This is a genomic window from Pseudoalteromonas sp. MT33b, assembly GCF_014117385.1.
GTDB lineage: Bacteria > Pseudomonadota > Gammaproteobacteria > Enterobacterales > Alteromonadaceae > Pseudoalteromonas > Pseudoalteromonas lipolytica.
The window spans coordinates 1,878,459-1,903,768 of sequence record NZ_CP059831.1 but is presented as its reverse complement, the minus strand read 5'-3'; the positions used below and the strand labels follow the sequence as shown (position 1 = coordinate 1,903,768).

Annotated in this window: 21 protein-coding genes and 2 tRNA genes; 6 read left to right on the top strand and 17 right to left on the bottom strand. The window is 39.6% G+C overall.

Going from position 1 to position 25,310, the window contains the following annotated elements; genetic code table 11:
* Positions 1-3: 3 nt before the first annotated feature.
* From H3302_RS08755 to H3302_RS08740, 4 genes are all read left to right on the top strand, one after another.
* Positions 4-780: a family 16 glycosylhydrolase gene (locus H3302_RS08755; RefSeq protein ID WP_182394934.1), complete on the top strand. Its 777-nt coding sequence runs from the start codon at positions 4-6 to the stop codon at positions 778-780.
* Between the two features lie 35 nt (positions 781-815).
* A complete protein-coding gene (locus tag H3302_RS08750; protein WP_182394932.1) occupies positions 816-3,347 on the top strand; it encodes a glycoside hydrolase family 3 protein in 2,532 nt (843 codons plus the stop codon).
* A gap of 142 nt (positions 3,348-3,489) precedes the next feature.
* Complete coding sequence (locus H3302_RS08745) at positions 3,490-4,461, top strand: sensor histidine kinase (protein WP_206770745.1); 972 nt, start codon at positions 3,490-3,492, stop codon at positions 4,459-4,461.
* Positions 4,458-5,249, top strand: a complete 792-nt coding sequence (locus H3302_RS08740) for a LytTR family DNA-binding domain-containing protein (protein WP_180310873.1) — start codon at positions 4,458-4,460, stop codon at positions 5,247-5,249. Before H3302_RS08745 ends, H3302_RS08740 begins: the two co-directional genes overlap by 4 nt.
* A gap of 69 nt (positions 5,250-5,318) precedes the next feature.
* On the opposite strand, the gene H3302_RS08735 is transcribed toward H3302_RS08740, so the two are convergent.
* The 15 genes from H3302_RS08735 to H3302_RS08665 all read right to left on the bottom strand — a co-directional run bounded on the left by H3302_RS08735 (position 5,319) and on the right by H3302_RS08665 (position 22,471).
* On the bottom strand, positions 5,319-5,975 hold the full coding sequence (locus tag H3302_RS08735; protein ID WP_182394929.1) for a LysE family translocator: 657 nt from the start codon (positions 5,973-5,975) through the stop codon (positions 5,319-5,321).
* A 32-nt stretch (positions 5,976-6,007) separates the two neighbouring features.
* Positions 6,008-6,778 (bottom strand): bifunctional 2-polyprenyl-6-hydroxyphenol methylase/3-demethylubiquinol 3-O-methyltransferase UbiG, encoded by a 771-nt coding sequence (locus H3302_RS08730; protein ID WP_074989380.1) that lies wholly within the window; start codon positions 6,776-6,778, stop codon positions 6,008-6,010.
* A gap of 100 nt (positions 6,779-6,878) precedes the next feature.
* Positions 6,879-7,310, bottom strand: a complete 432-nt coding sequence (locus H3302_RS08725) for an NAD(P)H-dependent oxidoreductase (protein WP_220469611.1) — start codon at positions 7,308-7,310, stop codon at positions 6,879-6,881.
* A 166-nt stretch (positions 7,311-7,476) separates the two neighbouring features.
* A complete protein-coding gene (locus H3302_RS08720; RefSeq protein ID WP_036968043.1) occupies positions 7,477-8,172 on the bottom strand; it encodes a DUF4336 domain-containing protein in 696 nt (231 codons plus the stop codon).
* A gap of 152 nt (positions 8,173-8,324) precedes the next feature.
* On the bottom strand, positions 8,325-8,729 hold the full coding sequence (locus tag H3302_RS08715) for a MerR family transcriptional regulator (RefSeq protein ID WP_065978471.1): 405 nt from the start codon (positions 8,727-8,729) through the stop codon (positions 8,325-8,327).
* Between the two features lie 110 nt (positions 8,730-8,839).
* Positions 8,840-9,841 (bottom strand): LacI family DNA-binding transcriptional regulator, encoded by a 1,002-nt coding sequence (locus tag H3302_RS08710; RefSeq protein ID WP_036968046.1) that lies wholly within the window; start codon positions 9,839-9,841, stop codon positions 8,840-8,842.
* 34 nt (positions 9,842-9,875) lie between these two features.
* Positions 9,876-11,408: an MFS transporter gene (locus tag H3302_RS08705; protein ID WP_036968049.1), complete on the bottom strand. Its 1,533-nt coding sequence runs from the start codon at positions 11,406-11,408 to the stop codon at positions 9,876-9,878.
* Positions 11,409-11,425: 17 nt separating this feature from the next.
* Positions 11,426-12,754 (bottom strand): GH1 family beta-glucosidase, encoded by a 1,329-nt coding sequence (locus H3302_RS08700; RefSeq protein ID WP_074989377.1) that lies wholly within the window; start codon positions 12,752-12,754, stop codon positions 11,426-11,428.
* 409 nt (positions 12,755-13,163) lie between these two features.
* Positions 13,164-14,651 (bottom strand): tryptophan halogenase family protein, encoded by a 1,488-nt coding sequence (locus H3302_RS08695; protein ID WP_182394928.1) that lies wholly within the window; start codon positions 14,649-14,651, stop codon positions 13,164-13,166.
* Positions 14,652-14,660: 9 nt separating this feature from the next.
* Entirely contained in the window at positions 14,661-16,187 is a 1,527-nt protein-coding gene (locus tag H3302_RS08690; RefSeq protein ID WP_182394927.1) for a tryptophan halogenase family protein, read from the bottom strand.
* Positions 16,188-16,388: 201 nt separating this feature from the next.
* A complete protein-coding gene (locus H3302_RS08685; RefSeq protein WP_182394926.1) occupies positions 16,389-19,361 on the bottom strand; it encodes a TonB-dependent receptor in 2,973 nt (990 codons plus the stop codon).
* A 464-nt stretch (positions 19,362-19,825) separates the two neighbouring features.
* Positions 19,826-19,902: transfer RNA gene (locus H3302_RS08680), tRNA-Val, on the bottom strand.
* Positions 19,903-19,928: 26 nt separating this feature from the next.
* Positions 19,929-20,005: transfer RNA gene (locus tag H3302_RS08675), tRNA-Val, on the bottom strand.
* A gap of 113 nt (positions 20,006-20,118) precedes the next feature.
* On the bottom strand, positions 20,119-21,087 hold the full coding sequence (locus H3302_RS08670; RefSeq protein WP_220469610.1) for a DUF3080 family protein: 969 nt from the start codon (positions 21,085-21,087) through the stop codon (positions 20,119-20,121).
* 28 nt (positions 21,088-21,115) lie between these two features.
* Complete coding sequence (locus tag H3302_RS08665) at positions 21,116-22,471, bottom strand: MATE family efflux transporter (protein ID WP_182394924.1); 1,356 nt, start codon at positions 22,469-22,471, stop codon at positions 21,116-21,118.
* Positions 22,472-22,568: 97 nt separating this feature from the next.
* Here H3302_RS08665 and H3302_RS08660 point away from each other — a divergent pair, with 97 nt between their 5' ends.
* Entirely contained in the window at positions 22,569-23,198 is a 630-nt protein-coding gene (locus tag H3302_RS08660) for a riboflavin synthase (protein WP_065978463.1), read from the top strand.
* Here H3302_RS08660 and H3302_RS08655 read toward each other — a convergent pair.
* Both H3302_RS08655 and H3302_RS08650 read right to left on the bottom strand, forming a co-directional pair.
* Positions 23,195-23,398, bottom strand: coding sequence for a CPXCG motif-containing cysteine-rich protein (locus H3302_RS08655; protein WP_036968072.1), 204 nt, complete (start codon positions 23,396-23,398; stop codon positions 23,195-23,197). The genes H3302_RS08660 and H3302_RS08655 overlap by 4 nt on opposite strands.
* Before the next feature lie 212 nt (positions 23,399-23,610).
* Positions 23,611-24,471, bottom strand: coding sequence for a fructosamine kinase family protein (locus H3302_RS08650; protein WP_065978462.1), 861 nt, complete (start codon positions 24,469-24,471; stop codon positions 23,611-23,613).
* A gap of 111 nt (positions 24,472-24,582) precedes the next feature.
* Between H3302_RS08650 and H3302_RS08645 the strand changes: the two genes are divergently transcribed.
* The gene (locus tag H3302_RS08645; protein ID WP_036968078.1) at positions 24,583-25,278 is read left to right on the top strand and encodes a hypothetical protein; all 696 of its coding nucleotides are present in this window, start codon (positions 24,583-24,585) and stop codon (positions 25,276-25,278) included.
* Positions 25,279-25,310 lie beyond the last annotated feature (32 nt).

The window sequence follows — 25,310 nt, the reverse complement described above, 5'->3', positions numbered from 1 at the left end:
ACAATGAAAAAACTGTTTCTTAGTGCATTATTGGGCTGCACCACTTTAGTCGCTACCCACGCGAATGCTAATTATTTTAAAGATAATTTTTCATGGGGATATGATAGCTCTGTTTGGACTGCACGTACTGGCAGTAATGGCACACCCTTTGGTTGCGCATTTAAAACTGATTTACTAAATCCCAGTGAGCATGGTTTAACGTTGTCATTAGCACAAGGCTCATGTTCAGAACTACAAAGCAACCATTTTTATGGGTACGGTAAAGTTCAGGGAAGATTAAAATCTGGCAACGTGGCGGGCACTGTTTCATCAATTTTTACCTATACATCGTGGTGGGATAGCCCTGGCCGAGCGTGGCAAGAAATTGATATTGAATTGCTTCCTTCGTTAGGTAATGTTGTTCATACAAATGTGATTTACCAACCGCAAGGTGGTCAATACCAAAGTTGGGAAAAGGATATTGACTTAAGTCAGTATGGGCTAGATTACCGAGAAAACTTGCTGACTATTGGCTTTGATTGGTCAAGCAACGCCATTCGCTGGTACTTATTCGATGCCAATGGCCATGAGCAAACGATCCGAACGGTGTATAAAGAAAACGAAGATGGTCATTTAGCAGAGAATGAAATTCCAGCTTACGCGTGGCCCGTCGATAATAGCAAAATTATGATTAATCATTGGCATGGTGATAATTCTGTCGAGGCAAATTATTTCCCAGGTCAATATTATGGCGCTTCATCTTGGGTATATTACGATTTTATTGAATACATACCGCGTTGATTTTCTCTGTAATTAATTGTTTTTATAGGTTTTTGATGTCTAAATTTAAATTTTTAAAGTTACTGTTTTGCCCACTCTTTTTAACCGGTGTTGTTCATAGCCCATTGTCGTATGGTGTAGAAACGGGCAGTGTAAAATGGCCAAATGTTAATACGAAACTAAAACGCGATCCTGCAGTTGAAAAGCATATAGATAAACTGCTAGCCACGATGACAATTGAGCAAAAAGTAGCACAAATGGTTCAGCCAGAGATTGGCTATTTAACGGTTGAGCAAATGCGTAAGTATGGCTTCGGTTCATATTTAAATGGTGGGAACACGGCCCCTTATGGCAATAAACGTGCATCAATGGACATGTGGTTAAAGTACGCTGATGAGATGTATCTCGCTTCAATGGACGCATCTGTCGATGGTATTGCTATTCCGACTATTTGGGGTACCGATGCCATGCATGGCCACAGTAATGTTTATGGCGCAACGTTGTTTCCACATAATATTGGACTTGGCGCAGCTAGAGATACTGATTTGATTAAGCGAATCGGTCAAGCGACAGCTAAAGAAGTTGCAGCAACAGGAATTGAATGGAGCTTTGCACCAACCGTTGCTGTAGTAAGGGATGACCGTTGGGGGAGAACGTATGAAAGTTATTCTGAAAACCCAGATTTAGTAAAAGAATATGCTGCAGAGATGGTGATTGGTATCCAAGGAGAAATCGGCAACGACTTTTTGAAAAATACCAAGCGAATTGCAACAGCCAAACACTTTGTTGGTGACGGTGGTACAGAGCGCGGTATAGACCGTGGCAACACCATTATCGACGAGCAAGGATTAAAAGTGATTCATAGTCCGGGCTATTTTTCAGCCATTAATGAGGGTGTGCAATCGGTCATGGCCTCTTTTAATAGTTGGAATGGTCAACGCGTCCACGGTGATAAGTATTTATTAACAGAGGTACTGAAAAACCAAATGGGCTTTGATGGTTTCGTTGTTAGCGACTGGAATGCGCATAAATTTGTTGAAGGCTGTGATCTTGAGCAATGTGCTGCTGCCATAAATGCGGGTGTTGATGTCATAATGGTGCCTGAACACTTTGAAGCTTTTTATCATAATACGGTTAAGCAAGCGAAAGAAGGTGTGATACCAGAGGCTAGAATAAATGATGCGGTTAGACGTTTTCTGAGAGCTAAAATTAGATGGGGAGTGTTTGCAAAAGGTAAACCTTCATTACGACCTGAGTCGCAACACCCTGAATGGTTAGGTGCTCAACCACATCGAGAGTTAGCTCGAGAGGCAGTGCGAAAATCTCTTGTACTACTTAAAAATAACAATAATGTACTACCAATTAATGCTAAAAGTCGCGTTCTCGTTGCCGGAAACGGTGCCGACAATATTGCTAAGCAAGCTGGTGGATGGAGTGTCTCATGGCAGGGAACGGACAACACCAATGATGACTTCCCCAATGCAACCTCTATCTTTGCGGGTCTAAAATCACAAATTGAAAAGGCGGGTGGTGACGTTGAGTTTGCTGAATTTGGTGATTATTCTGTTAAGCCTGATGTCGCGATTGTCGTAATTGGTGAAGAACCTTATGCCGAATGGTTTGGTGACATTGAGTACCTAGAGTATCAATATGAAACCAAAAAAGATTTAGCATTATTGAAGACGCTTAAGGCAAAAGGTATTCCAGTTGTTACTGTATTTTTAACGGGTCGTCCACTTTGGGTAAATAAAGAGCTGAATGCATCAGATGCTTTTGTGGCTGCGTGGTTACCGGGGTCAGAAGGTGAAGGTATTGCTGATATTTTATTAACCAATGAAAAAGGCGCTATTCAGTATGATTTCACAGGGAAATTGAGTTTTTCTTGGCCAAAATATGATGACCAATATTCGTTAAATATTGGCGACAAAAATTACCAACCATTATTTGAGTATGGTTATGGTTTAACATACGATGATACGGTTAACTTACCTGTGTTTACCGAAAAAACGACACCGAGGAAAGTAGCAAGTACAGATTCGAAAGCGTTGTTTGTAAGAAGTTTATCTGACAACTTAGTGTGGACTCTTCAAGCTGGCCAAACTGATAAAGTCATTACCAAAAATTCATCGGCTACAAGTACTGATGGTATGAGTTTGTTGATGCAATCGGTGAATTTATCTTATCAAGAAGATGCGCGACAATTTATTTGGCGCTCTGGAACAGATGAAGCGACATTTGCTTTAGCGTATCAAAAACCAGAAAAAATGAGTGAGATGTATCAGTCAGGTTACTTAACACTGAAGATGCGAATTAATAAGTCACCCGGTGAACATACTGATTTACAGGTTATGTGTTCTCAGAAACAGTGTTTACGGAAGGTTAGTTTTTCTTCATTTGATGCGATACTGAGTGATAAAAAATGGCATACCTTAGCAATACCGTTAAGCTGTAACGTTGAGGGTATTGAGTCTAAAGCGATAACTGAGGTTTTGAAAGTTGAAGCAAACGAAGCGAGTATCGCCTTCGCAGACATTGGTTTAACGATTAAACCTAACAGTGATGCTGTTGTGGTAAAATGCAGTAATTAAATTTGGAGCAAAGCAGTGGGGTTGATAGTCCGACTGCTTTGCTTTTTGGATAAATGATTTGAATACATCGAACCCTCGTAGCCAGTTATTTTGGTTATTTCAAATTTGCGGTTGGCTAGTTTACGCGATTCTGACCGAACTCATGATCAAAGTTCCCAGTAATGAACCATGGGCTATTCACATCCCTCATCTGATAATTGATACGTGCTTTGGCTTTTTAATTACTCTTTTTCTAAGAAAGGTTTTCACCTATCTTAGTTTACTTGAATTTAAGTTAAAAGTTGCATTACATATCGTGGTCGTTATCTCTGCAACCTTAATTTGGACCCAAATAAAGTGGGTCACTTTACAATGGTTCTATGGTAACTTTTGGCTGCCAATGAGCTGGTTTGATTTTGGTACTTGGACATCCGCCTCATTGACAATGTTGTCGACATGGACTGCCTTTTATTATGGTATTAAGATTTATTTAGATAACTTAGAACAAACACAAAAAGCGGCTGAGGCAACACATTTAGCAAAAGAGTCCCAGCTAAAAATGCTTCGTTACCAGCTTAATCCTCATTTTATGTTTAATAGTATCAATGCGATTTGTACATTAATCCTAAAAAAGGAAAGCTTAGAAGCCGTTAAAATGCTTGAAAAGTTATGTGATTTATTGCGACACAGTTTGTATACCGACCCGCTTGAAAAAGTCACAATTAAAGAAGAAATCGCTATTCTTCGTACATATTTAGACATCGAGAAGTGTCGTTTTGCAGATAAACTATCTGTCAATATCTCAGTTGAAGAAGGGTGTAGTGAGCTACTTATTCCCTCTATGCTAATTCAGCCATTAGTTGAAAATGCACTCAAGCACGGTATGGCAGCTGATAAAACAATGGCTATAACAATCGTAATTGAAAAGAGTAAAAACACCCTAATAATAAAGGTTTCAGACACCGGCAAAGGCTTCACACATAATGAGAGTACTAAACGTGGAATAGGCTTGGCAAACTGCGAGCAACGTTTGAAATTAATTTATGGTAAAGCTCAGCGGATAGAAAAAGGCAATCATTCATCTGGTGGAGCTTGGGTATGTATGACATTGCCAATTAATGGTCTTATTAAATGATTCAGTTAAAAACGTTATTAGTTGACGACGAGTATAGTGCAATTGAAGGCCTACGTATTAGGTTAGAAGAATTTGCTGAGATTAACGTCATAGGCAGTGCAAGCAGTGTGGATGACGCAATTCAGTTTCTGAATGAACATGAAGTAGATTTAATTTTCTTAGATATTGAAATGCCATCAAAGTCTGGCTTTGAATTAATAAAACATTTTCAACCTGAAACCTGTCCTGCTGTTATTTTTGTCACTGCATTTCATCAACATGCAGTGCGGGCTTTTGAAGTCAGGGCAATTGATTACTTATTAAAACCAGTCAAACTCACTAGGCTAGCAGAGGCCATAGACAGAGTGGTTAATAATGTAAAGCTATACCAAAAAAGTGAATTAATAGAAGTACAACAAGAAATAGACAAAGCAGAAGAATCAACATTTGAAAAATCAGCGCAGTCAGATTATAAGTTTGACGATGAAAACTTGGTTATTAGAGATGCAAAAAGCCCAATTCAAATAATACCTTTTGCAGATATTCTATGGATTGATGCGGCGGGTGACTACATGTGTGTCCACACAGAAACGGAAACCTATGTAATGCGAGCCAGACTAAAAGAGCTTGAAAGCAATACCTTACCAGAGGCATTTTTGCGAATTCATAAATCGACGATCATCAATCTAGAGTATGTAAAACAGCTTGATCCCTTGCGTAACTCTGAGTACATGGCAACACTACACAACGGAAAAACACTAAAAGTAAGCCGTACTTATAGTAAACATCTAAAGGGCTTATTTAAATAATAACGTGATAATAGTTGCTGACACTGCGTATATTGCGAGTGGCAGCAACGATGATTAATACTTATCACATTACTGTTTTGACCATACTGATTTTACAATATTAAAACCAATCACACCGAGAACAGCACCTGTAACTTTATCTATAAAATAAGACGCTTTAACAAATTTTTCCCTGACTCTTTGTTTGGATAGCATGTAAATAATGGCAACATCCCATATAAAAACAATCAGGGTCATCCACACACCTAAAATCACCTTAAAGGTAATGCTAACCTCAGGAGTGAGCGCGACCGTAAACAAGCTCAGATAAAATAAGAGATTTTTTGGATTAAGAATACCTGAGAGGAATCCAGTCGCAAACTCTTTACAAAAGCAGGTGAACGAAAACGCAACCGAGCTGTGAGCTGCGATAACAACATTATTGTAAGCGCTCTTTGGTGCTTTCAACGCGTGAAAAGCGATATACATTAAAAACAGCCCACCAATCACTTTAAGTGCGATCATTAAGCCAACAGACGTTGATAAAATTGCCCCCACACCAATCAAACATAACCCTATATAAACTGCATTTGCTATCGCAATTCCGAGGGCGACGCCAATAGCGTTCTTTTGGTTTCCTTTTAGAGCACTTTTCACTACCAATACGAAATCTGGCCCTGGGCTGAGTAAAGCAAGGGAATGGGCTAGTGCCACAGAAATAAAAATACTCAGTAAACTTATATCCATATATACCTCTGTTAAAAATTATCTAGATTTAATTAGCGCTTACGGGCTTTGATTGAAAAAACCAATGGAACCTGTTGCCCGTTATGTAATAGTTGATAACCAGCGTGGGGAATATATTCTAGGCCATCAAAGCAATCATAAGGGCTGAAAGGGTATTCATCGTATGCTTCTATACTTAATCCCGCTTTTAGTAATGAGCTGATTACTTCACTTATTGAATGACTCCAACTGACTGTTTTGGATTTCGTGCCATCGCAGTTTTCGGTGTATGTTCCTTCCTCTTCAATATCAGGTGTTGATTTAGGAAAGTAACTGTAGCCATCAAAAAGTCCTTGAAAAGGATGAAATTCAATTAAGTAGAATTCACCACCAGCCTTCAAAGCATCGGCAATAACCTGTGCCCAGTTATCTAAATTTGGCAGCCAGCTAAGCACCCCATAAGACGTGAATACAATATCGTATTGTGTATCATTGAACTGACCGAACTGGTAAATATCACTTTCAATGAAATGCGCATTTAAAGCAAGAGAGTCTTTGAGTTTATTTGCCTGTTCGATAGCCGTTGATGATAAGTCAACGCCAGTTACATTAGCCCCCAATCTTGCCCAAGACAAAGTATCTTGGCCAAAGTGACATTGTAAATGCAGAAGTGACTTCCCTTTAACATCACCCAAAAGTGAAAGTTCTATGGGGTTTAGTGACGTTTGGCCTTCTATAAATGCGGGGAGATTGTAAAATTTTGATGCGATGTGTAATGGGGTCTTGTTGTTCCACGCCTCTTTATTAATTTTAATATAATCCATCATTATTCCGTTTAAATATATGCGAATATTTAGCGGGGCTCCCTCATAAGAGCAACGCTAAGCATAGAGTATAATAGCCTGTACTTTTTAATATAAGCCTTTAGTCACAGTGTGAACCCCGTTTTATAATATCATTAAGCCAGTGTTGTTTTTGGGCATCGTCACATAATATGACTGAGCGTATTCTGCAGCTAGCTCTGCGGGTGTGTCCATTGTAAGAATGACTCTTGCAGTTTTCCCTTGAGGAGTTGAGTCGCGAGTAAGTTGCTATTTTAAAATTTAAAAGTTGAGCCAGGTAAAAATGCGCGATCAAATAAGCCCAATGAAGAGATTTGCTAAATTCCTTTAAACATGGCGCAAGCGGTTGGTCATCATCATAACCACACATTAAATTTGGATCAAAATCCATTTCGGGTAGATTAAAAATACGAATGTTCGCGGACTTGCGTGCTGCCTGTGCATATTTATCAGTAATACTCGATGAAAAGCTGTTCTTTTTAGGATTGCCATTTACTAATATAATATTTTTCACAATTACCTCTCATGGATAGAAAATAATTGTTATTTTAAAGTCTCCCCTGTGGTGGAGAGTCAATAGGCTTTCATTATAAAGAGTATTTATTAGCAAATATTTATAATGTGAAATATTAATGTACTTGTATGGGGTCTTGGTAAAATTACATTACGGGTAGCTGCGGTTATTTATTTTTTACCAACCAGTTAAAAGATTGTCGCAAAAAGTCTGTTGCGTCTTTCTTAATTATTTCACCATGCGCCATAATTAGCATATCTGCCTCCCAGGCAAATATCTTTCTAATATGTTTACTCGCTTGTGTTTTATTAAACATAAAGCTTAAGCGCCAGTCTATCGGCGTTTTTCCCTTTGGCGCTAAAATACCTGCGCCTTTAGCCAGCCATTTTTGCCAAAAGTTAAAATCGTTACCCGAAAAGTTTTCAACCAAATCGGTGACTATTAGGGTGTTAGATTGCTTATGAAAGAAGACACATTCCTCCATTAATGCTGAACCGGTGAATAATATCTGTGCAATGTCGTGTGACCAAGGGTATGACGTTTCATTATTTAATGATGCGTTGAATGAAATGTCATTGCGTTTCTTTATAAGCTCTTGCGTGCCATAAACTTTAGCGTCGCTGTATGCATTTATCCATTGTGGTAAAAACAAATGATGAAGGTGGTTAGGTGCAATTAAAAACGTTACTTTTCCTAAGCTATCTACTTGCTGCTGCAAAGCCTCTGTTAATTCGATAGGACTGTGTACCCACAACTCATTATTTGAAAGCTTGATTATGGTCATACGCGTAGAAAAGGGTAAGCCTAAAAACGTGACACTTTTGCCATTAAAGATCCAAAGGTTTTTTGCTAAATTTTCCATGTCATTCCTTATAGTTAGAAATCACTTATAAACAACGCAGGCAAGGGCCTGAAAGAGTAGGCTACAAAGCGAATTTATCTATTCAAAAACATACCAATTCAAAAACTAACCGATTAGTAAACGGATAAGCAGTTTGTTTAAAATGGTTTGATTTATTTCGTTATCGCGACCTTTTGTCCATCATACACTCTCTCGTTAAGGGGAGAGTCAAGAGGTGTTTGCTGATTGATTATACTGATACATGAATCTATTTTGGCAATTTTTGCTGCGGTTGCGTTTATTTGCTCTGTTAGACGTTCTTTTAGTATCACTAAAAACTCACTAATTTCTGACCAGTTAGCCTTTGAATCCTTAAATTTAATTAATCCCTTAAGTTCAGACAATGTGACGCCTAGGGTTTTAGCTTCAGAAATTAGCTTTAATATTTCAACGTGATCGTCTGTGTAGACACGGTACTTTCCTTGTCTTAGAGGTACTGGTATTAGACCTTTTTCTTCATAAAATCGGATTGTTTTGACAGTTAATTGTGTCTTCTTTGATACTTCACCAATAAACACCAACATCTCCTTTATCATATTTAGATATTAGTTGAATGTAACAAGTAGAAACGAAGACGTTGTCAACGCTCTACTTATTTATATTAGATAATACTCTCAAGGGGTTACCGTTAATTTGACCTTGGCGTTGAGTCTCGCATCATAAGATTGGGCGAAAAGATATGTTCTATATCGGCACGATTTTGTTTATAAATATCTCTTAAAACTAAATTAGCGGCCATTTTCCCCATTTGTTCAACGGGATTGTCAATCGTCGTGAGAGTAGGGTACAAATAACTTGTAAAATGAACATTATCGAAGCCAATAATTGCGAGATCTTTAGGAAGTTCAAAATTATGTTCTCGCGCACATTTCATCACGCCCGACGCCATTTCGTCATTAGCACACACGATGGCAGTAAATTGCTTTTTGTTTTCAAAAAAATGCTTTAAACCATTGTATCCGCCCGTTTCCTTAAAATCGCCAACGTACAGAGATTGCTCATCAAAATGGATATTGTATTCGTTGAGAGCCTTTTTATGCCCTGTCAGACGGTCCGCTGCATCTGGCTTAAACAAGGGCCCTGCTATGTAAGTTATATCGCGGTGCCCTAAGTCTAGTAGGTGCTTGGTTGCTAAATAGCCTCCCATGACATTATCAAGGCTGATGCAGTTTTCTTTCATTTGCTCAACATATCGGCTGATTAAGAAAATAGGGGTTTTTCCTTTATTTAGCTCAACTAAATAATCATCAGTAACAGCCTCAACATGGGCAATAATGGCGTCACAGTTTCGAGAGATCAAAAATTCTAAACCATTTTTTTCTTTGTCTTCTTCACTGTGCCCCGGCGTGATTATGACATGCTTACCTGCCGCTCTTAGTTGGGCTTCAATGGCAGACATCATTTCTCCAAAGAACGGACCGTCGAGCTCTGAGACTAACACGCCAACACTATTTGAACAGTTTGAAGCAAGAGAACGAGCAATAGAGTTAGGCTGATAGCCTAGCTGTTTCATTGCATCAAGCACTTTTTGTTTTGTTTTTTTACTTACATAGTCGTTTTCATTCAACACGCGAGAGACGGTTGAAAGAGAAACACCTGCAAGCTCAGAGACCTGATAAATAGTTGCCATAATGATAATTTAATAAATACCTTTGTAGATTAATTTACAGACTTGCACGTCTAATTGCCAAGTCTTCTGTAATTTTTTCTGTCATCTCAGTGGTTAATGGATATAAGAGCATGAGTGCGGCCGCTAAAAGTGCAAACGCTGCGGGTAACCAGCTCATAAGCAATTTCATACCTTCTAAAGATTGAGCGATTGTTGTTTCATCCATACCGTTATAGCCGTAGCCCGCGAGTACGACTAAAACAAGCGCACCGGCGAATCCACCGCCTGTCTTTTGCACAAATGTACCTGCAGAATAAATAAGGCCAGTAGCACGGCGGTTATTTTTCCACTCAGAATAATCAGCACTATCACCGAGCATCGAGAAAAACAGGGTAGGCATCATGGCTGCAAAGAACTCGGCACTACAACCAAGAGCAAAGATCAGCGGGATGTTGTCACTTGGTAGCCAGAAAAAGGCAATTGTAAACAGGGCGCTTAGAATTAATGAAAGAATAAATAAAGTGCGTTTTCCAAATATTTCAGCCAGCTTCCCCGTTAGTAAAGCCCCAAAGATAGAGACAACTAACAAGGCAATAAAATATTGTCCGGCCATCAGCTCATTACCCACATAATATTTAAAGTAATAGGCAATCACACCGTACTTTATGCCATTAAACATCATGGTTAAAAAGCCCATGCCTAATAATATAAGCCACGGTTTATTGGTTAATAAGTCCACCATATCCTGCTGAGAGCCACTGAGTTTACTGTGATCTTGAGACAGCAATTTACGAATGACAATTGTCATTAAGCCCATTGTTACTGCAAAGAAAAGGCCTGAATAAAGTTCACGATAATAAAAAAACAACGTAGTTGCTAATAATGGAAGCACTATAAAAGGTAAGCTCTTACTTAAATCTAATAACTCATATTTTAATGAGGTCTGTTTTTTTAAAGCGGGTTGAACGCGCTCTTTCGTACTGGCAAAGGTGATCAGCATGAGTATTGTGAGTAAAGCAGCGAATAAATACATAGTGTATTGATAACCTTGCGCACTGTTTCCTTGGCCAAAGTAAGCAACTAAATCCGGCAAAAAACCCATTACTAATAGTCCACCAGTGAATGCTCCAGCAAAACGGAATCCAGAGAGTTTTGCCCGCTCTAGGTCATCCCCTGTCATGACTCCCATTAAAGCTGAATAAGGGACATTACTTACTGTGTAAGCTAATGTGAGTCCGATATAAGTAAAGTAGGCGTATATTAGTTTTGCGACTGGGCTAATGTTGGGGGTGGTAAAGCACAGTACCATAAATAACGCTAAAAAAGGCGTCGACCACAAAATCCAAGGACGAAATTTTCCTAATCGCGTTTGCGTGCGGTCAGCTATCATTCCCATAATGATATCAGTGACACCATCGGATAAACGTACGACTAGAAAAAGGAGGGCAGCGGCAGACGCTGAAATACCAAATGTGTCAGTATAAAAAACGGCTAAGTAGGCTAATGCGCCACGCCACACTAAGTTGGCGCCCGCATCACCCATTGCGTAGCCTATTTTTTCATGTAAGGGCAGAGTGTTTTTTATCATTATTGGTATCTTTATTATTAGCGGTTTTTAATTAAGTGACTGTATGCGTTGCCACTGTCTTTAATAACACGTTGCTGGGTTACATAGTCGACATAAACAATACCGAAACGTTTTGAGTATCCTTCTGCCCATTCAAAATTATCCATTAAGCTCCATGCAAAATACCCCGAGACAGTAACACCTTGCTCCATTGCGTCGTTCACAGCGTTTAGATGGCTATTATAATAATCAATTCTATCTTGATCATGAACCTCTGAATTAATCATCTTGTCATCCATAGCTGCCCCATTTTCAGTAATAAAAACAGGAGGTAGCTGGTATTTTTCATGCAGCGATACTAATAATTCAGTGAGCGCTTTTGGGTATATCTCCCAGCCAATATCGGTCATTGGTGCTTGGTGAGGCATTTCTTCATAATAATCAGTTTCGCTCGCTTGATAGTGTAATCGCGTGTAAAAATTGACACCCAAAAAATCAAGTGGTTGAGCAATTGTTTCCATATCCCCTGGTAATATGTCAGGTTTATGAGCCTCAGGTAACTGCTCTATAATGTCAGGGTACGCTCCGGTCATTACCGGTTTCATGTACCATTGATTTATATAGTCATCAGCAAATGCTGTGGCAGCTAAATCGGCATCACTTTGAGTAACCGGGTAACAAGGGGTGAAGTTAAGTACAATTCCATTGAGCGCGTGTGGGCTATTTTTATTCAGAACCTTCATGGCTAATCCATGGGCAAGTAATAGGTGATGCGCTGCTTTTCGGCCAAATTCACGGCCTTTTATTCCAGGAGCATGAACACCAATTTCATAGCCTAAGTATGAACTACAGAAAGGTTCATTCAATGTCGCATATGAATAAACCTTATTACCAAATGCTTTACTTATTAAATCAACATAGCGTTCAAATTCAAAGGCGGTTTCTCGATTTAACCATCCCCCTTTGTCTTCCAAGTGTTGCGGTAAATCCCAATGGTAAAGCGTCACAAAGGCTTTTATATTACGACGTGCTAACTCATCTAGTATATCGGTATAAAACTTTACACCATCATGATTTAAAGTGCCGTCTAAGGTTATGACTCGTGGCCAAGAAATTGAGAGGCGATAAGCATCCACTCCCAAAGAGTCAATGAGAGCAATATCTTCACGCCATTTTATGACATGTTCACACGCACGTTCACCATTCGAATTATCGGCGATTTTCCCCGGGGTTGCGCAAAAAGTGTCCCAGATGCAGGGGAGGCGCTTATCCGCAGAACCTTCAATTTGAAACGAAGCCGTAGCGACGCCATAGATAAAGTCTTTGCTAAGCATAGGTGAGTTTTTTGGTAACGTGAGCTGAGTCATTTAAAGAAACCTTTGGTGAACAATTGCAAGTTAAATGGTGACTAATTCTTTTCTACTGAAAGCGCTTCCATGTTTTTTCAAAAAAAACACGCAAAATACTGGGTGTTTATGGTAGCGCTTCCATATTTAGGTTAGAGACTAATTTGGTTATGGTCAATAGTTTATTTTAATAACGGGTTTAATACGGTGTTTTTTGCATTTTAAAAAACAATAAAGCAAGTGTTACTGCTTGCTTTATAAAAGAAAAAACGATTAATAATTCCACATCTCTGTTGACACTCGCTGTAATAGTATGACCTTATAAAACGCGTATACTTACCAAACATATTTAACGAGGTATGAGTACTGACACAGCATACAGACTCTATGCGATATGAGCCTAAAAAGTGCATGGCAATCAGTCAATACACTAATTGTTCTGTGAGCAATACTTACTTACAAACTCTTTATGGTTAGGCAATTGCGCAAGGCGATGTGCTATTTGCTGTTTAATACCGTGTAAAAACTGCATTAATTCTTGTTCACTCATTAAGCTGGCTACATGATGATATTGCTGTGGCTTTATTCCTTGACCAAGCATTACCTGCACCCATGAATCAACGCGAAATATGTCACCGTCATCTAAAAAAACGCGCCCTGTTTGTTTAAATAATGCAATTTTATGGCTGAGTGTTTGAGTGATCTCCATTGTTTTGCAATGACGCCAAAATTCACTATCGTCTCGGTCGGTTACACTGTAGTGCAGCACGATAAAATCACGAATGCTCTCGAGTTCAGATTTTAATTGTTTGTTGTATTCATCAATTGCATGTTGGCTGATATAGGTGAACGGGAATAATCGTATAAAGCGGATTATACCGGTCATAATAAGGTGAATACTGGTTGACTCGAGAGGCTCTAAAAAGCCACTTGCGAGACCCAAAGCGAGGCAGTTTTTATTCCAGCCTTTTAGACGACGCCCCGTTTTAAATTTTATGACTTTTGGGTCTGTTAAAATCTCGCCACTAATATTGTTGAGTAATAGGTGTGTGGCATCCGCATCAGTCAAATAGCGACTGCAATACACTAAGCCATTACCTGTACGGTTTTGTAATGGTATTTGCCACTGCCAGCCCGATTGGTGTGCGATTGAGCGTGTATACGGGAGAATTTCATCTGAGCCCGTTGTTTGTACAGCGACAGCGCTATCACACGGTAATAAGTGTGACCAGTCTTCAAAGCCTGTATGCAAGGCTTGCTCTATAAGTAAGCCTTTAAAGCCAGTGCAATCAATAAAAAAATCCCCCGAAACGGTGGTGCCATTTTTTAACGTGACACTTTCAATGAAGCCATTCGTTGCAGATTTGTTGATGTGCTCTATCTTTCCTTCTATGCGTTTTACGCTGTGTTGTTCAGCAAAGTCTCGTAAAAATAAAGCATAGCGATTGGCATCCAAATGAAAGGCATAGTTGATTGGGTTTTGCTTGTTGAAGCCAAATTTTCCGTGTTTTGCAGCCTGCAATTCGTAACAATAGTCGCCAAAATCATCTTTAACACCTTGATTTTGAGCATGTAACCAAAAGTGATGGAATTCGCCAGCCCAGCACTCTTTGCCTGTCATGCCAAACGAGTGAATATAGTCACTGTTTGGTTTGTGCCAATTCTCAAAACTGATCCCGAGTTTAAAAGTCGCCTGTGTTTGGGTCATGAAGCGCTGTTCATCTATACCCAGTAACTTATGAAAGGTACGAATAGGGGGGATTGTTGCCTCGCCGACACCGACAGTCCCAATTTCATCAGATTCAATTAAAGTGATGGTTATTTCATTGCCTAATAATTTAGCTAACGCAGCTGCGGCCATCCAACCGGCGGTACCGCCCCCAGCAATAACGACATGTTTGGTAAAGTGATTTGTCATTCTTAACCCTTACTTAGCTAATAGTTGTTGGAGTAATAAGCGGTTGCTAGGTAAATTTTTTAAGTAGTGCCCAATCCGCTCTCGATTTAGCTTACACAGTTGCTGCGCAAATTCTTGCTGTTTTATGCTCATATGAGCGGGTAAACGGGTGTGAAAACCCATGCCATAAAGCACATATTGATAACTAGCCGAAGGGAATACTTCTTCATTTTCAATTAAGTCAAACCGACTTGGCGGTTGATAACACCATAATTCGAGTAATTTCTGTAACGCGGTTGGAATTGTATTCGTTTGGCGGTTATCGAGCCAGTATGGGCTATCATTGCGTTTGCTAAGCACATAATGGAGTTTTAAGAACTCGATGACTTTTTGCCAGCGGTAGTTAAAGCGCTCATTAAAACGTGCGCTTAATAAAGTCATATGTTGGCGGTTTGACGGCATTTGCTCACTTAGCATACTAATACTTAGCTCCACCATCGCTAAAGCTGACGCTTCCAAGGGCTCAATAAAGCCTTGTGACATACCAACAGCGACACAGTTTTTATGCCAAAACTCTTTTCTGTATCCTGGTGTAAAGCGCAGCGTTCGAGTATCAAGTTGCTCCGCTAGTTTGGAGCCAATAGATTGCTCTGCATAGTGTTTTAAGGTCTTTATTGCCGTTGCTTCGTCACAATATTTATCACTGAATGTGTATCCTATGCCCCGTCGAGTAGGTAATCCAATATCCCATATCCAGCCTGCTTGTTGCGCAGTGGATAACGTTGCTGACGCGATATTATCGTGTGGATCCTGATAGGGAAGGTGGGTCGTGACGGCGCAATTATTGAATAAAATGTGATTCTGATTTAAGTACTCTATTTGGTAGTGCTTTGCAATTAATAAGCCTGCACTACCTGAGCAATCAACAAATAAATCCCCAGAAATAGCTGCGTTACTGAGCGTATTTACGCTTTGAATATAGCCATGACTATCATTATTTGCATTCAGTACATCATCAACAATGTGTTTTACATTAAGCTTGTTAACACAATGATGCGCTAAAAAGTGAGCAAACTTATGTGCATCAAGGTGGTATCCATAATTTGTAACAGCTGCATAATCAGGTGTTTGGGCTTGCTTTGGGGCGAGAGCGGCCTGACAAACAAAGCTTTGCATGTTTACAGTGTCAGCGTATTTATGCTCTGGGGATAGGTATTGCCATGCCGCATGAATATCACATTCGGTATAGCCTTGAGGCACCATAAAGGGGTGATAGTAATTATCGCCTTCTAATTCTGTTTGCCAGTTAATAAATTTAGAACCTTGTTTAAATGAGGCGTCGCAATGACGTAAAAAGTCAGTTTCTTTAATACCGATGCGTTGCAGTGTGTTTCGCATCGACGGCCATGTGCCTTCTCCAACCCCAGAGATCCCAATATTAACTGACTCGATTAACGTTATGATTTTATCAGGGTGTTCGCTTGCCAGTAATCCCGCTGTTAACCAACCTGCGGCGCCACCACCCACGATGACTATGTTATTTATGTGTGTATTCATAGCATTACTTTAAATAATAAAAGCCGCTCCAAACAAGGAACGGCTTGCGGGCATAAAAAGGGTTCAGCTAAATATGCCTCTGACAACAAAGCTAATTCTCATTACCATGAGCAATAATTAACCAGCGGTTCACACTGAAACACGTACGGTGTTTGTGCATCAAGAGACTGGCTAAAAATGCATCACGATAAGAGATAGTATCTAGAAGTTATAGCGCATACCGACATTATAACGCGCGCCATTTTGTTCTAAATTCCATAACTGTGCTTTGTAGCGACCATGCTGGCGGCTATTTTGTTCTGTGATGTTAATCCCTTCTATAAAGAAAGACATTTTTTCACTGTAGTTATATGCCACATTAAAATCGACTTGATAATATTCTTCTGTGAATGCTGGTTCGTTAACATATCGTGCAGCACTGTTTAAGAACTTATCCCTCCAGTTATAGGCAATACGCGCTTGGAATTTATCATTTTCGTACATGGCTATGATATTTGCTGTATCACTTAAACCGACTAATGCAAATTGTGTTGTTGTGGGATCTGCTGCAACGTTAAAATCAATATCGCCATTTACAATGGTGTAGTTGGCTTGAACACCAAACCCAGAGTCACCGAAGAAGTGCTGAATCGCTAATTCATACCCGTCTATTTTGGCGTCTTTATTGTTGGTTGGCACTTGAGCTGTAAATTCCATTAACGGATCGTCACCATTAGGCAATATATCATATGCGGCTTCGAATTCTTCGTAGCTCATTGAGTCAAATTCAACCCCATTTTCCATTGCAGCCACCATTTGGAATAGGTTTGAATCTGTTATTGCAAGTCCTCTGGCTTGTAATTCAGCAATGGCCGCTTGTGCACGAGGGCCAGCTGAGACATCACGTAAGTCATAGTAGTTTTGTGTCATGGGTGTTAAACCAATAAAGTTGTCGACTTTTTTATTGTAATAACCAACAGATACATAACTGACATCACTGTAATACCATTCAACAGACACATCAAAATTGTCAGACTCAAGCGGGACTAACCCCGGGTTACCTGTTGATGCTGGTGCATTCGTTGTTCCCGGAATAAGTTTTGGACCTGTAGGTACGCCGACAGTCGCTGCAGAACTTAAATTATCATAAGTAGGGCGGGCGATCGTGGTGCTGTATGATGCTCTCACTTTTACATCATCAACCACGTTTATATCGAAATCGATACTCGGTAAAAAATGGTTGTAGTCAGAACTGAGAGAGTAATCTTGTTTATCTGTACCATAACGCACATTGAAGTCATTATTGCCTTCCCATGCAACAGCATTAGGTAAATCAATATTAGCAGTTGATGTGACATCTGTGGTTTCGTAACGCGCACCCACTAATAGGTTGAATGGCATATCACCTATTTCACCTTGATGTTTATATTGTACAAAGGCTGCTTTAATTTCTTCTTTTATTGTTCGGTTGGTTGCGAATGCACCGTCAGCAGCAAAGTTAAAACCGTACTGCTGTGCAGCCCAATAACCAATTTCAGATGCGCTGCCAGTAAACCCTTGATCAAATGATCCTGAGGTATCGTAGTCATCAAATTCATTTAAAAAATTAGTCGGGTTTAAATAACCATCAGGAAGTTCCCCTGGGTTTTCGATACCCCAGTTACCCATTGTATTTCGAGTAAGAGATTGTAATGAATGACTTTCCATTGAACGAGACTCAATGCCGAAGTCAATCACGCCCGTTTCTATTTCATATTTACCGAGTAATCGGAATTCATCGACCGTTGATTCTTGACGAGCAAAGTTACTATCAAGAATAGAAGTACCTACATCGCTTTGTTCCAAAGCCCCACTGCAGTTAAGGTTAGTGCGCGAGCAATCATCAAAATTGATAACCATCGAAGGAAGATCGCGGCTAAAGTCAACTTGCTGGCCTGCAACTATATTGGCACCTAATCCCGCATTTACCCAGCTGCCGTAGGGGGCATCGGGTTCACTTGTTGCTTTTGAGCTATGTGCGTCAAAAACAAAGCTGAGTTGATCATTAAAAAAGTACTCAAGGTTTAGGCCGATAGAGTCATTTTTATTTACTTGATTTAACTCTTGTAGAGCCAAACCTATATCTCGAGTTGATAAATCACGACGCTCTTCTTGGTAATAAATAGGCGTTTTTACGGCATTATCGTCAAATATTAGGTGGGTTTTATAGTTATCCATCCATATTGACTGCTCTGCGCGTGCTTCATATAAGTCTTGTTGCGAATAGGTATAATCAAGTGTTGCTGTTAATGATTCGACGGGACTATATTGTAAAGTTAATTGAGCGTTCGTACGTGTTCTTTCGCGGTCCGCAATTGTATAGCGAAGATCAGATGGCATTGAATAATACTGGCCCATAGCAGGGGCGTTCTCAACAATAATGTCATCAGCTGCTTGTGGAATTGTTCCATCGTATGCTGTTGTGCGCCATTCGTTGACAAATGCACCCGCTGCAGAGCTATCACGTTTTTGCATACTCGCGGTGAGTGATACGCCAAATTTGGCATCGGCATCAGTCCAACTAAAAATACCTGATATCTCTGGAGTGATATCATCAGCAACACGATTTGTTGTATCGTGCATTGCTTTTACACCCACGTTTGCAATTAAACCAGGGTTATCTAATGGGCGAGTTGTATTAATGTTGATTGCTGCACCAATTCCACCTGAAGCAATGCTTGCTTTACCTGTTTTATAAACTTCGACTGATTTAACACTTTCAGAGGCTAAGTTTGCAAAGTCATAAGCTCTTGAGTTAGGTGTTCCTCCTCCCGCTGGTAAGGAAGCTGCTGGCATAGTACGGCCATTGAGGGTAACCATATTATAATCAGGACCAAAACCACGCACAGTAACCTTCGAGCCTTCACCATTACTTCTATCAATTGATACACCCGTAATGCGTTGTAATGATTCTGCTAGATTCGTGTCTGGGAATTTACCAATATCTTCAGACGATATTGCATCCACAACACCGGAAGAGTAGCGTTTTAGTTGCGTTGATTCTTTTATACTACCTTTAAAACCAGTAACTTGAATAACTTCAATGTCGCTGTTGTGTTCAGTTTGTTCTGCGAAGGCCGGTAAACAGGTACTTGCACCTAAGAGCAAAGATAAGCTAGTTGCTAACTTTGTTCTTTTAAAGTTATGGCTTGACATTAGGTTTCCCTCGTTCTTTATCATTGTTATTCACGCAGCAAGTGCATGCTATTGTTGTCTAAATATGCCTTTTCATAAATATGGAAGCGCTACCATAAATAACGAAAAAGAAAACGCTTCTGAAAGCGCTTCCAGAAAAGGGTAGTGCTAATTTTCGTTTACGTCAACAGTTGATTTAAAAAATTGATTAAAAAATAACACAAGCCATTTACCGTTATTTATTAATTCGTTTTCATTATTACCGTTTATTTCATGTAGTAATTAAATGATAAATAAGTGCGGTAACTAACAGAGTCATTGCGATTTTTTATTATTCTACGACTCGCTTAAAGCTTGCAGTATCTGGCGTGGGCTAGGAGCAGTGAGCGTGATATAACCAACAGTGCTAGGGAAGATATAATTAAGAGAGGGTGTGCTTTAAGCAACTGGGCTAATTATTTTTATGTAAAATTTTTGGAGAGAATTGGTACGACCGAGTGGATTCGAACCACCGACCCCTACCATGTCAAGGTAGTGCTCTAACCAACTGAGCTACGGTCGTACAATAAAGAAATATCAAATAAATCGTGGTACAACCGAGTGGATTCGAACCACCGACCCCTACCATGTCAAGGTAGTGCTCTAACCAACTGAGCTACGGTTGTATTTTGATTTAAGCGGTTGTTTAATTGGCTAAACAACGGTGGCTAATATATAGCGACTGGTTTCTTGAATCAAGCTGCTTTAGCTATTTTTGTGTTAAGTGCTGTTTTTTTATTCATAATGGACTAATTTCACACTGCTTATAAAAGTTTTGCCACCAAGTAACGTGTTGTTTTGCTGAAAATTTAAGCTCTGTAAGAATGTTGCCTTCATGGCTGCTATCAACATAATGACCTAACGTTGGGTCTTGCCATATTTTTTCGTACAAAGGTAGCAGTGACTCGAGTTTACCTGTTAAGAATGATTGATAAGGTTGTAACTGCTCTAAATAAAACTTTTTAAAAATATTACTGAGCTTTTGTGCTTTCTGTTTATTTTTGTTAGCAGGGCAGAGTGCGTCTATTTCATATTGCTGCAATAACGTTGTGAGTTGCTCATTATAATGAATTTGTGTTCTTACGGCAGACACTAATAAGGTGTTGTATTTAAACTTATTTAATACTTCTAACGCGTTTATAAGCGACGCTGTATCAATTTCACTAATGTCACCGGTTTTAATTTGTTCGTTTAACATCGCGAACATGCTCATAGCTTGCTCGGTTTCTGTGAAGCCTGCCGTGTGTTCATCTAAGTTAGATGACGTAAGTTGCCAAATAACTTTAAATTCTCTTTCGTTCGTTATCATTGCTTCAAAATACTGCGGGAGCGTTTGTTGTTTTTGCTCAGAAGCTTGGGCAATTTTTGTATACAGCGGATTGTCAGGCGATAGGGTATCTAAGCACTTTTCAGCGGCTTGAATAAATTCAATTTGATAGCTAAGCACACCCGCAGCAGTAGCTGTTTTACCTAATTGATTATTATGCTCTGCAATTAACGTAGCGAGTTCACATTGACGTAACTGCGCAAGTTCTAACATGCCAATGGTGTGAGCGCTGCCTGAAACGATATCAAAATGAACGGGCTCAATGCGCGCGGGTTTAGTGAGTTCAAATTCTTTAAATGTAAGAACATTATTGAGCCTTTCGGCATATGTTTTGTTTATATCACTGGCTGAGGGTGAGCAACCAAATAGCACAAGGCTCACAGCACACACTGTGAGCTTAAATAAAGACTTAGTTTTGCTGAAAAGGTGCATAGTTAAATCGCCTATGAACTGTGAACATCAACATGATGGCCGCAGCACTGAGGCCAACGATAATACCTATCCAAAACCCATGAGGCCCCATCGCTGGCACAATTAAATCTGTACGAGCAAGTACGAATCCAAGTGCAAAACCGATCAACCAATACGACACGAAGGTAATATAACCAATTGGGGCGGTATACTTTAAACCACGTAAAATTCCATTGGCAGAAACTTGTAATGCATCAGGTAATTGGTAAATACAGGCAAGTACCATGATTGATGAGGCAAGCGCTAAAACCTCAGGATTATCTGAGTACAGTTGGCTTATAATATCTCGCGCAAAGAAAGTCACACTCGCCAATAAAAAGGCAATAATAGCGGCTAAAATATAGCTTGTACTCACCGCACTTCTTAATTGTTTGAAATGCTGTTGTCCAAACAAATTACCAATACGAATACTAATAGCTATAGATAAACTCAACGGCATCATGAAAAGTAAAGTGGTTACACTTGCCGCTATTTGATGGCCTGCGACAGCAACAGCACCTAAATGTGCAATAAACAGCGGAATACAAGCAAACAGTGTCACTTCGAAAAATGTGGCCAATGAAATAGGAATGCCGACTTTAGTGATTGCCCACATAGTGGCAGGCTGTGGTAACGAGAAATTCGCTAATAACGCCTTCGCATTAATTTTTTTATCAAAATGGCAGTATATCATTTGTGTGATAGCCATCGCCGTAAAGACTAACGCGGTTGCAATACCACAGCCTGCACCGCCATACGCATTAAAACCTAAATGACCGTGTATAAACACGTAGTTAGCAGGAATATTAACGGCTAAGCCAATTAAGCTTATGTAAAAAGCAGGTTTGGTCATGCCCATACCCTCAGTGATATTGCGATAAACACTAAAGAGTAAAAAGCCAAAAATGCCCCATTTTACAAAATGTATATACTGTTCAGCGAGCGTTGTAATCGCCGCTGTTGTATTTAAATGAGAGAGAATACTGTCTGCTAAAGTAGCAAGCCCTAAGCCAATGACACTAAGCACCAGCGCTAAATATAGGCCTTGTTGAAAATAATGGCTTATGCCGTGTTTGTCATTTGAGCCCGAAAACTGCGCAATAATTCCCGTCAGTGCAAGCAGGATACCTTGAAGCGCTAACATTAAGGGGTTCCAAATACCTGTTGCGATTGATAAAGCAGCCAGATCTGTTGCACTCACTTGTCCTGCCATTACGGTATCAACAACCGTCATTAATATCAGGGTCACTTGCGCCAAAAATACAGGGATGGCTAAAGAAATTAACCGTTTGGCTTCCCAACTACAAAAAGACATAAAATACACAACTAAAAAAACAGGTTGTCATTGTAATCTATTCAAAGATCAATAAAAATCGCAGATATGTATTTTGCGAATAAAAGAAGACGCCAAGATGTTTACTGGAATTATACAAACTCAAGCCATTGTCGAACACACAAAGCACGAGGGTGGGGTACTAAGGTTAACCTTAAAAGTCGCTAATGAGTATGCGCAAAAACTGACTATGGGTGCCAGCATTGCAATTAATGGCTGTTGTTTGACTGTTGTCGAATTTAAAGCACTTCAGGACAGTGATTTTACACTTATTTATTTTGATGTGATTGATGAGACATTAAAGTTGACTAACCTTGGTCAATTGCAAAACGGACATTGGGCCAACTTTGAGCGCTCCGTAACGGTAGGCACTGAGCTTGGGGGGCATATTGTATCGGGCCATATTCACTGTATGGCAAACATAACGTCTATTATACATGAACAAAATAACTGCAAAATGCATCTTGCAATCGATCCAAAGTGGCAAAAATATGTATTGTACAAAGGGTTTGTCAGCGTAAATGGTGCAAGTTTAACCGTGGGTGAGGTTGATGAGCGTGGTTTTTGGTTACACCTCATACCTGAAACTCTCGCGATTACTAATTTAGATAAACAACGCGAAGGCAATCTACTCAATATTGAGGTTGACCAACAAACTTACACAATTATAAACACGGTTGAAAACTATTTGGCACGACAAGCAAATTAAAAAATTTGCTCGTCGTCACTGTCAACATGTAATTCTAATTTGTTGTGTGCGTAATCAATGTGCATGTTTAAATGAATAGGGTTACAGCAAGCGCTACATTCTTCGTAATAATCTTGGTCGCCTTCGCTGGCATCTAATGCCACGAATATATGATGTCCACAATGAGGGCAGGATATACGTTGAGAAAAGTTATCTTTCATCAGCTTTTACCTTAATCAGGCATGCCTGAATTCGTTAAATTGCAATCTTATAAAATCGTAATCTAATGGTGATGAACGCAAATTTAATAAGATTGATATAACTTACACACTAACCGCTAAACAAGCGGCTAGCACCTGTATATAAACGTGTTCTATTTACACTATAGTCCTGTTCTTGCGTTTATGACATTCGTTTTACAGCAATTTAAAGTTTATTTAAGCAGCAAATCAATTTGTTGTTTAGCTTCAGTCAGATAGTGTCCGGCAAAAATATTAGCGTGATTTAAAATAGGATATAGCTGATAGATCAATTTACGCTGTTCATAGCCATTTTGCAGGGGGTATTGTTGATTGTATGCAGTATAAAAAGCATCAGGAAGCGGTGCGAAAAGTTCGCTCATAGCGATATCGCATTCCCGGTCACCATAATAGCAAGCAGGGTCATACAGACTAGGAACCGCTTGTATAAAGCCCATATTTCGTCGCCAAAAGTCGCCATGCAGTAATGACGGTTCGACATTATGGCCGTGCAAGGTGTCTTTAATAAAAGCGATAAACATATCTTGATCAACGAGTTCAATGCCTTTTTCTTGCAAGAGTTGAAGTTGCCAACCAATCCGTTCTTCTGCAAAAAAAACATCCCATTTTTTGTGCCATCGGTTTGGCTGGACTGTGGGGCCTAAAAAGTTGTCGTGATCAAAACCAAACATGGCTTGCGTATGCTTTTGATGAAGTGTGGCTAAATGTTCGCCCATCGTATGCCAATTTGAGTGAGGAAGTTTGTCCAGTTCTAACCACTCTAAAACGATGAATGAAAATTCAATATTGCACCCTGTGGCAATGCAGTCGGGGATCATAAATAAGCTTTCTTGCGTTAAAAGCTTTAAATTAAAGGATTCGCACTCTAATCTTTCTAAATCACTTAAGTGAGCCACCTTGACAAAAAATCGGTGATTTTCATCGCGCAGTTCAAAGTATTTATCGCTGTTGGGCGATTGCAGTTGGCGTTTAAAGGTATGCTTAAAATCAAAGTGCATAGCTTGGCTTATCTGTTCATTCACTGAATTCCACATAATATCGCTCACCTTTTAACCATGTAGTTAAACTATGGCAAAAAGTCGGTGAATTAACAATCTCATAGCGTTAATATTATTAAATATTTTGCTGTGTGCATGAGGATTTAAATGAATAAAAGTCTTGTTACTAATTTAGTGGCTTTGGCCTTCGTGTTAGTTGGATTTTTGTTTGATCAGGCGATTGTATTATCTGTGGGATTATTTGCCTTGTCTGGCGCTGTAACAAATTGGTTAGCGATACATATGCTGTTTGAAAAAGTGCCTTTCTTGTATGGCTCAGGTGTCATTACGCTAAAGTTTGAGTCGTTTAAAGCATCCATCAGGCAGTTAGTCATGACGGAATTTTTCGCGGCAGAGAAAATAGATCAAGTGATGGCTCTTGCGAAACCTCAAATAGAATTAGAGCCTGTTATTGCTGAAGTAAACCTAAGCCCAGCCTATGACTCATTAATCGAAGTTATTGAGCAATCGCAATTTGGCAGTATGTTAGGAATGTTTGGTGGACGTGATGCCTTAGAGCCAATGCGTGAGCCGTTCATAAATAAAATGAAACAGGCCGTCATTGATATTTCTCACAGTGACGAATTTAAAACAATACTCGATGAAAAGCTGTTTGCAAACTCGCACATTGGTGGCTCGTTACATAACACGGTAGAAAGGTTAGTGGATGAGCGTTTAAACGAACTAACTCCCGTCATGGTAAAAGATATCATTCAAACAATGATTAAAGAACATTTAGGCTGGCTGGTTATTTGGGGTGGCGTGTTTGGTGGTGTATTTGGCTTAATTGCTGCGCTTTTATAAAAAGTGTGTAGCAGACCTATACAAGGTCTGCT